Here is a 6,364-nt window from a genome sequence, read left to right on the forward strand (position 1 = left end):
ATGTTTTGAATATGATTTTTCGCAAATAATCATATTCAAAATTGATTAAATAGTTATATTTGGAGAGAAAACAGTCGGCAATGGACAGACCATAAGAAGAGCGTGCTAACTTTGCTGCCATGAGAAAGATTTTATTATTGATGATGACGGGTGTCTCATTATGTATCACGCCAGCCAAAGCACAATTCAATACCGTTGCCGTTACCCCAACACGCTACAAGATGGAGGTATTGGATATGGGGTTAGACCAAGCGGAACCGGCATCCGAAAGCGAGATTTCCGTACAGGAAGTTTCAACAGGTATCCCGGTATCCGCAGATATGGATAAGAAAAAGTGGATGGATCGTTACTTGAGTGTAAGTTACCCGTTACGTTATATCAAGGTCACTTCGCCTTATGGCTACCGTAAGGACCCGTTTACGGGAAAGAGTAAATTTCATGGCGGACTGGACTTGCGCGCACGTGGCGACAAGGTGATGGCCATGATGGAGGGTGTGGTCGTGAAGGTCGGACAGGACAAGACTTCCGGCAAGTATGTAACCTTGCGGCATGGTAGGTACACCGTCAGTTATTGTCATCTCTCTAAAATTCTTATCGTCAAAGGGGCAATAGTTCATCCTCGTGATGTGGTTGGCATTACCGGCTCCACAGGACGCAGCACCGGCGAACACCTGCATATCACCTGCAAACTCAATGGCAGGAGTATCAGCCCCTCGCTTATACTCGATTATATCCAATCCATCCGGCAGGAGTGTATATCAGCATTGGCAGGTTTGTAAAAGAGAAGTGAAAAGGGCTGAAAACGTTCCGGTTACTTTGTCATCCGTTCAATAATATGGGCAATATGGTTGCCCCAGACGTGTATTTGTACAAGGAGCATCGAAGGCATGGAGAGCGTCTTGCCATAGAAGATAGCCGCCACTACTTTGCCACCGCACCGTTCTATCTCTTCCTTGTAATCCACCACGCTTTGCCCGGTTGTCAGCACATCATCTATGATGATAATCTCTTTCCCTTTGATTTTTCCGGTAATGAGGTAGTTTCGTTCGAGGATACGCTTCTCTCCACCTTTGGCCTCATGCAGGCTTTCTCGTGCATCGCAAATATCAACGTCGTACAGTCCTGAAGTTAAATCCTGTCGGTGCTTTCCGATGTACCAGTCGAGCCGTTTGAACCGTTGACCGTATTTTATCCAGTTGCTACACGGCATGAACATTATATGGTAAGGTCTCTTTTTCAGTTGCAAGGCATTCATACACGTTTTAAAGAACTCGATTCCGTGTATATCTCCTTGTTTGAACTGGTAGATGGAATGGCAGAAAGCCCTCTGTTCATCATTGAGCAGCGCATTGTATCGTGACGGATAGTAATATCCGTAAAAGGAGATTCGGATGCCTCGTAACTTGAACGGCTTATGGGGAGAATGGCCATCAAACCGTTCGGGATGCAAGAGACAGAACATACGGCAGGCTTCCCGATGACCGGCCATTACCGCCAGACGGCAGTAACGTTCACGTTCCTCGCTCTTTTCGGTCAACCGTGCGGCGGCGAATGCCGCTTCTCCTGCTTTTCGTCGCCAGTAGCCGATAATATACCACAATGCCCCAATTGTGAAAAGCAGGAGTATGAACAATAGTCTTGCATTCATCGTATTTTTATTTGAATGAAGCGGCCCGTTTCAATCTGGTAATTTACAACATTACGGTGTATTTCGACATAATCGGATATGGGGGTTATGGCTTCATTACTTATATCAAATTCGTTTTCACTCACTTGCAAAGTTAGCAAAATCGTGGCACTAATCTAAAATAGCACCGATAATTTATAAGCCATATCACTTTTATATCATAAAGTCTTACCCATACAATTTCCTCTTTTAATTGTACATGCTCAACTTTTATAGAAGATGTTCGCCCTGACCGGTACACGGCAAATGGCATACAAGTCTGCTATATGCTGTGTACCAGTCTTTGGGATAAAGCAAGGACGATGGCACATTTGCCACAAGTGTCAATCAAGCCAACCTGTTGTCCTTGCAGCGACCTCTGCTATCTGTTCTTTTGTAACCGGCAATGCCGTCTGTTTGTTTTTATAGCTTCGCCCCACACCATCAGCGGAGCGTCACAGGACTTGTCCGCAAGAGACATTCACTCACCTTATGGCAGCAGAGCTGCTATGGGGTGAGTGAAAGACTCTTTACGGAAGCCAAACATGAAAAGACCGTACACCTCGGTCACAAACTGCCAAGGCTTACGCTTCGCCAGATTTGAGACTAAGTTGTACGGTCACTTCATCGGGAAGTTTGGACCGGCAAGCCACAGACGCTCCACTGCCCACCCATTCCTTTTATAAATCTTGCACCTATTCTACATGTCTATATGACAACCGCCTGTAGTAAGAAAGCATATTCTGTTTGTCGGTTAGCTCTGCCGTAGTCATATTTTCCGCAAAGTAAGCCGCCTTTTACCAAACATCAAATCGCCACTATCGCTGGAACGAAAAATCTTCCTCTGACACGTCAGAGCGTATTTCTTGTCCCCGTTTTGTCTTATCGGTATTCTTGGGCGGCAGTTGATGGCAGAAAATATCCCTCAGCAGGCTGAACAGCCTTCAAAAAGAGGGAAAAAGAAAAATTATCAGAGTTATGGCAAAGACGATAGACATAGAACTTCAAAAACAGTTGGACAAGCCACAGGCATGGTTCTGTAAGTATTTTCCTGCACGCATACGCAATGTGAGTGAGCGTGAGATAGCAGACCGCAAGTTAGTCTTTGATTTCAAGGATGGACGGGCATACGAAGAGGTTGCTCAACGCACGGCAGCCAACATGACCGGACGTTATGGAACATCATGTACCAACATTGTATTTTCTCCCGTACCGGCATCCACCGATAAGAAGAACGAGATACGTTACAAAGCATTCTGCCAAAGAGTATGCGAACTGACGGGAGCTATCAATGGTTATGACCATGTATCAGTGGGTGGTGAGAGGCTAACCATTCACGAAAACCGTAAGGCAGAGAAAGAAGTCCGTAAGGTAAACGTCATTGAGTTTGATTCGGCTTTTTTCAACGGCAGGTCTGTGGTAGTCTTTGATGATGTGATAACCAAAGGGCTGAGTTATGCTACCTATGCCAATCAGCTTGAAAGCCTTGGTGCTAATGTACTCGGAGGTATATTCCTCGCAAGAACCCATTACAAAGTGAAATAATATGACCCAGACAAAGTATGATAAGGCAGTGTCCGTTTGCTTCAGTGGACACCGCAATATTCCATTCCTATACAGGAAGCAACTGAAGCTGCAATTAAAGGTAGCGATAACCAAGGCATACTCTGGAGGTTATCGTCATTTTTACTGTGGTTGTGCCATGGGGTTTGATATGCTGGCGGCAGAAGTTGCTCTTGCGTTGCAGTCCGAATTGTCAAGTCTGCAAGTTATTGCCGTAGTACCGTATCGCGGACAATCCGAGCGGTGGAACGATGCGATGAAAGCCCGGTATGATACTATTCTCTGTAACTCGGATGATGTTATCATCCTGAGCGAACACTACTACCATGGCTGTTTGCTTCGACGCAACGACTATATGGTTTTTCACAGTTCGTCTCTTATTGCCTGGTATGACGGAAACCCCAAGGGTGGTACGTTTTATACTTATCGTAAGGCTACAGCGAATGGACTAAAAGTTCTAAATCTCTATGGCAGCTCAATCGTATAACAGCCATCTTGTTTTCGCATATTCCGAGCCGTAGCGTTAACTCCTTTGCCATTCATGTAAAGGCTGTTTTGTCAGCCATAGCGTGATATGGCAAAGTACGCTATTAGTTCTGATGTATTGCCCGGCTTTACCTATGTACCGGTTTAGTTGGTGTGCTGTATTTTTATATCTTCGGAGGCTCCATCCTCCTTATATCTTTCTCTACCTTTTTTAGTATTCGGCTTAAAAAGTAATATACTTGCCTTACTTTTCGCCTATTTAGCATGTTTAGGGCACGTCTTTTATAATAAAAGTGCAGCAATTGGTTGCTGCACTTTTGCTATAATATCTATTTGTCATATTAGACCTTCCCGTACACCGTCCTCATTTTTCCGTCCACCAGCACCTTATTTGACCGCACAATCCAAGCTCTGCCGTCATTCAATCCGCATTCCAATGCCTTTTCGCCGCCGCCGATTAGTACCGGAACGGTTGTCACTGTGATTTCGTCCGCCAGCCCGTTATCCAAGAGTAAAGCCCCGATTTCCTCACCGTAAGCCACCACCATACCGTCGCCGTCTTCCTTCATCTGTCTCAGTTCTGCCACTGCATCTCCTTGGATGAACTTCACTCGTTCATTCTCCGTCAGGTCGATGCCGCCGTTCGTCACAACCAAAGTCTCTTTCGCCGTAATCGGCCAACCCAAATGGTTCATATAAATACGCAGGTAAGTTTCTTCGTCAATCAGCACACAACTGGAGGCATCCACAGCCGCATCAAAATGCTTGTCCGAAGGAGCTGGACAACCGTCGATGGACTGGTACACGTGCAAGGAAATCTGTTTCATATTCAATGTGTTTTTAAGAATTATGTCCACCTTGCACCCTAAAGAACAGCATGAACCCACACTATTCCGGAATAGAGGTACTGCCATACCTAAAAGGCAGATAAGCAAACCCTTGCTGTATAAACATACAGTATGAATATTTTGCTATACATCTTGTCTTTTTGATAAGTGTTAGTTTTCTATTCCAAGACGTTCAGTGAACGTATAATATGTATATCAATCTCCGCCTGTTTCCAAGCCGAGTATGAATCTTCCATGTCACGACAATGACCGTACCTGAAAGTACCGTCTGCTGTCTTCATTTTGACAAAGATAACGAAAGATTGGCGGACAAGCAAACAAAAACCATTGTTTTTCAGATTGCCTGTTCCGAACTGCATTCTGTCTTATCAAAAAGACTTACTCATTCCCTATGATTTAATGCAGTCGTCATTCTGCAATTATCAAGAGATGGGCCAATCCATCCGATTCCACCTCCCTTTATAGTTCACCTTCCTCCGATATAGTACGGGCAATTCGTTCCGGTTGTCCGTTACCCTGTTTTAACACCCCTGTTTTACAGTTTTATTCATCCCTTTCTATTTGATTGTCATTTATTATCGTTTTGCTGCTGCCGTGCGACCTCTCGTGGACTTATTTTCCCGCAAAGGTAATAGGCTGCTCCAATCTTGCCAATGCCGGCGTTCCGCTGCGAGTGAGTCGTAAAAATCTTCCTCTCCGTCTGTCGAGCGTATTTTTCCGCATCAGCCTTGTCAGATTGTTTCCGCCACCTTTTGGAGGCAGAAAAATAAATCCCAAAGGTCGCAAACAGGCCGAAAAAAGGGAAATAGTAACAATAAAAAAAATAACATTATGAAAACAGAGATTAGGCAGAATGGCAAAGTGATACTATCGAGTACAGACGATATATCCATTCCGATGATTTTCAAAAACTTATGTGGTAAGAACTTTTCTGGAAACGACTATCAAAACTATCTCAGAACAGTTTGTCAGGATATTGGTGTTACGACGGGGGCGATTGAGTATTATGCCGACAACGTTTTGATTGAGAAAGCAACTATTCCTGAATTTTAAAAACTATATACAATGAAAAGGAAAGAGAAAGCAGCAGTAGATGAATTTGTTGCCCTTGTAGGAGGCAAGACATGGGAACCTGTACGCCATAAATGTATGGGTAAATGGAGTGGTATGACCGATTACGGTTTTGTCATAGACGGACGGATAACGCTCTTTGTTTCCAATAGTATGGCATACTTTAAGAAACGGATTCGTGAGTGGATTAAGTCGATACATACTTTTGAAGCGAAGAAAGATTGCTATCTCCGCTTGCTACGTGAACAAATTGAAAAGGACAACGACAAGGCAAAGGACGAAAAGTTAAATCCTGTCAGACTGATAGACATCGGTATCTTATCCCCCGAAAGCAATAGCCCGTTTGATTTTTTTGTCCCTTATGTGTTAGTCGAAATAAACGGCAGGCGGTTCAAGCATCAAACAGCGGAGTTAAGTTGCGCTATTATGGTGGATAGTTTGGCAGGATACCTTGAAGAATGCAACTGCAAGGATATATACACAGCAAGGGCAGTGCGTACACCTGACTACATTTTTTGCGGTGTGCGATTTGACTCCCGTGATAATATGTATAAGATTGGAAAGTAGAGATTAATGATGTCTGAAGAAGTTATCACTTACAACGATAACTCCAGTCGTTTTAAAGGACGGCATCAGCATTTGACCTACTAAATGAAGGTGTGTCGTAATACACGATGCGCCTTCTTTTTTTTCATTGACTATAAAAATCGACTCATTTTTTTAAGCTGCG

The 6,364-nt window shown here is 44.0% G+C and carries 9 protein-coding genes; 6 read left to right on the top strand and 3 right to left on the bottom strand.

Annotated elements, in window-relative coordinates; genetic code table 11:
- Positions 1 to 119 precede the first annotated feature (119 nt).
- A complete protein-coding gene (locus AB5062_RS09485) occupies positions 120 to 779 on the top strand; it encodes a M23 family metallopeptidase (RefSeq protein ID WP_004323419.1) in 660 nt (219 codons plus the stop codon).
- A gap of 32 nt (positions 780 to 811) precedes the next feature.
- On the opposite strand, the gene AB5062_RS09490 is transcribed toward AB5062_RS09485, so the two are convergent.
- A complete protein-coding gene (locus AB5062_RS09490; protein WP_004308677.1) occupies positions 812 to 1,648 on the bottom strand; it encodes a phosphoribosyltransferase family protein in 837 nt (278 codons plus the stop codon).
- Between the two features lie 305 nt (positions 1,649 to 1,953).
- Between AB5062_RS09490 and AB5062_RS09495 the strand changes: the two genes are divergently transcribed.
- The 3 genes from AB5062_RS09495 (at position 1,954) to AB5062_RS09505 (ending at position 3,716) form a co-directional block, all read left to right on the top strand.
- Positions 1,954 to 2,184, top strand: coding sequence for a hypothetical protein (locus AB5062_RS09495; protein ID WP_008776190.1), 231 nt, complete (start codon positions 1,954 to 1,956; stop codon positions 2,182 to 2,184).
- Positions 2,185 to 2,644: 460 nt separating this feature from the next.
- Positions 2,645 to 3,211: a ribonucleotide-diphosphate reductase subunit alpha gene (locus AB5062_RS09500; RefSeq protein WP_008640403.1), complete on the top strand. Its 567-nt coding sequence runs from the start codon at positions 2,645 to 2,647 to the stop codon at positions 3,209 to 3,211.
- A 1-nt stretch (position 3,212) separates the two neighbouring features.
- Positions 3,213 to 3,716 carry an SLOG family protein gene (locus tag AB5062_RS09505; protein WP_009040999.1) on the top strand — a complete coding sequence of 168 codons (504 nt, stop codon included), beginning with the start codon at positions 3,213 to 3,215 and terminating at the stop codon, positions 3,714 to 3,716.
- Positions 3,717 to 4,056: 340 nt separating this feature from the next.
- Here AB5062_RS09505 and AB5062_RS09510 read toward each other — a convergent pair whose 3' ends face one another.
- Together AB5062_RS09510 and AB5062_RS09515 are read right to left on the bottom strand one after the other, a co-directional pair.
- Positions 4,057 to 4,542 (bottom strand): dihydrofolate reductase family protein, encoded by a 486-nt coding sequence (locus tag AB5062_RS09510; RefSeq protein WP_004308674.1) that lies wholly within the window; start codon positions 4,540 to 4,542, stop codon positions 4,057 to 4,059.
- 179 nt (positions 4,543 to 4,721) lie between these two features.
- The gene (locus tag AB5062_RS09515; RefSeq protein ID WP_008640400.1) at positions 4,722 to 4,922 is read right to left on the bottom strand and encodes a hypothetical protein; all 201 of its coding nucleotides are present in this window, start codon (positions 4,920 to 4,922) and stop codon (positions 4,722 to 4,724) included.
- Between the two features lie 472 nt (positions 4,923 to 5,394).
- Between AB5062_RS09515 and AB5062_RS09520 the strand changes: the two genes are divergently transcribed.
- Positions 5,395 to 5,616 (top strand): hypothetical protein, encoded by a 222-nt coding sequence (locus tag AB5062_RS09520; RefSeq protein ID WP_005777269.1) that lies wholly within the window; start codon positions 5,395 to 5,397, stop codon positions 5,614 to 5,616.
- A 12-nt stretch (positions 5,617 to 5,628) separates the two neighbouring features.
- The gene (locus AB5062_RS09525) at positions 5,629 to 6,201 is read left to right on the top strand and encodes a hypothetical protein (RefSeq protein WP_008640399.1); all 573 of its coding nucleotides are present in this window, start codon (positions 5,629 to 5,631) and stop codon (positions 6,199 to 6,201) included.
- Positions 6,202 to 6,364: the final 163 nt, after the last annotated feature.

It is taken from the genome of Phocaeicola sp. RTP21359st1_B8_RTP21360_211022, assembly GCF_040911965.1.
GTDB lineage: Bacteria > Bacteroidota > Bacteroidia > Bacteroidales > Bacteroidaceae > Phocaeicola > Phocaeicola vulgatus.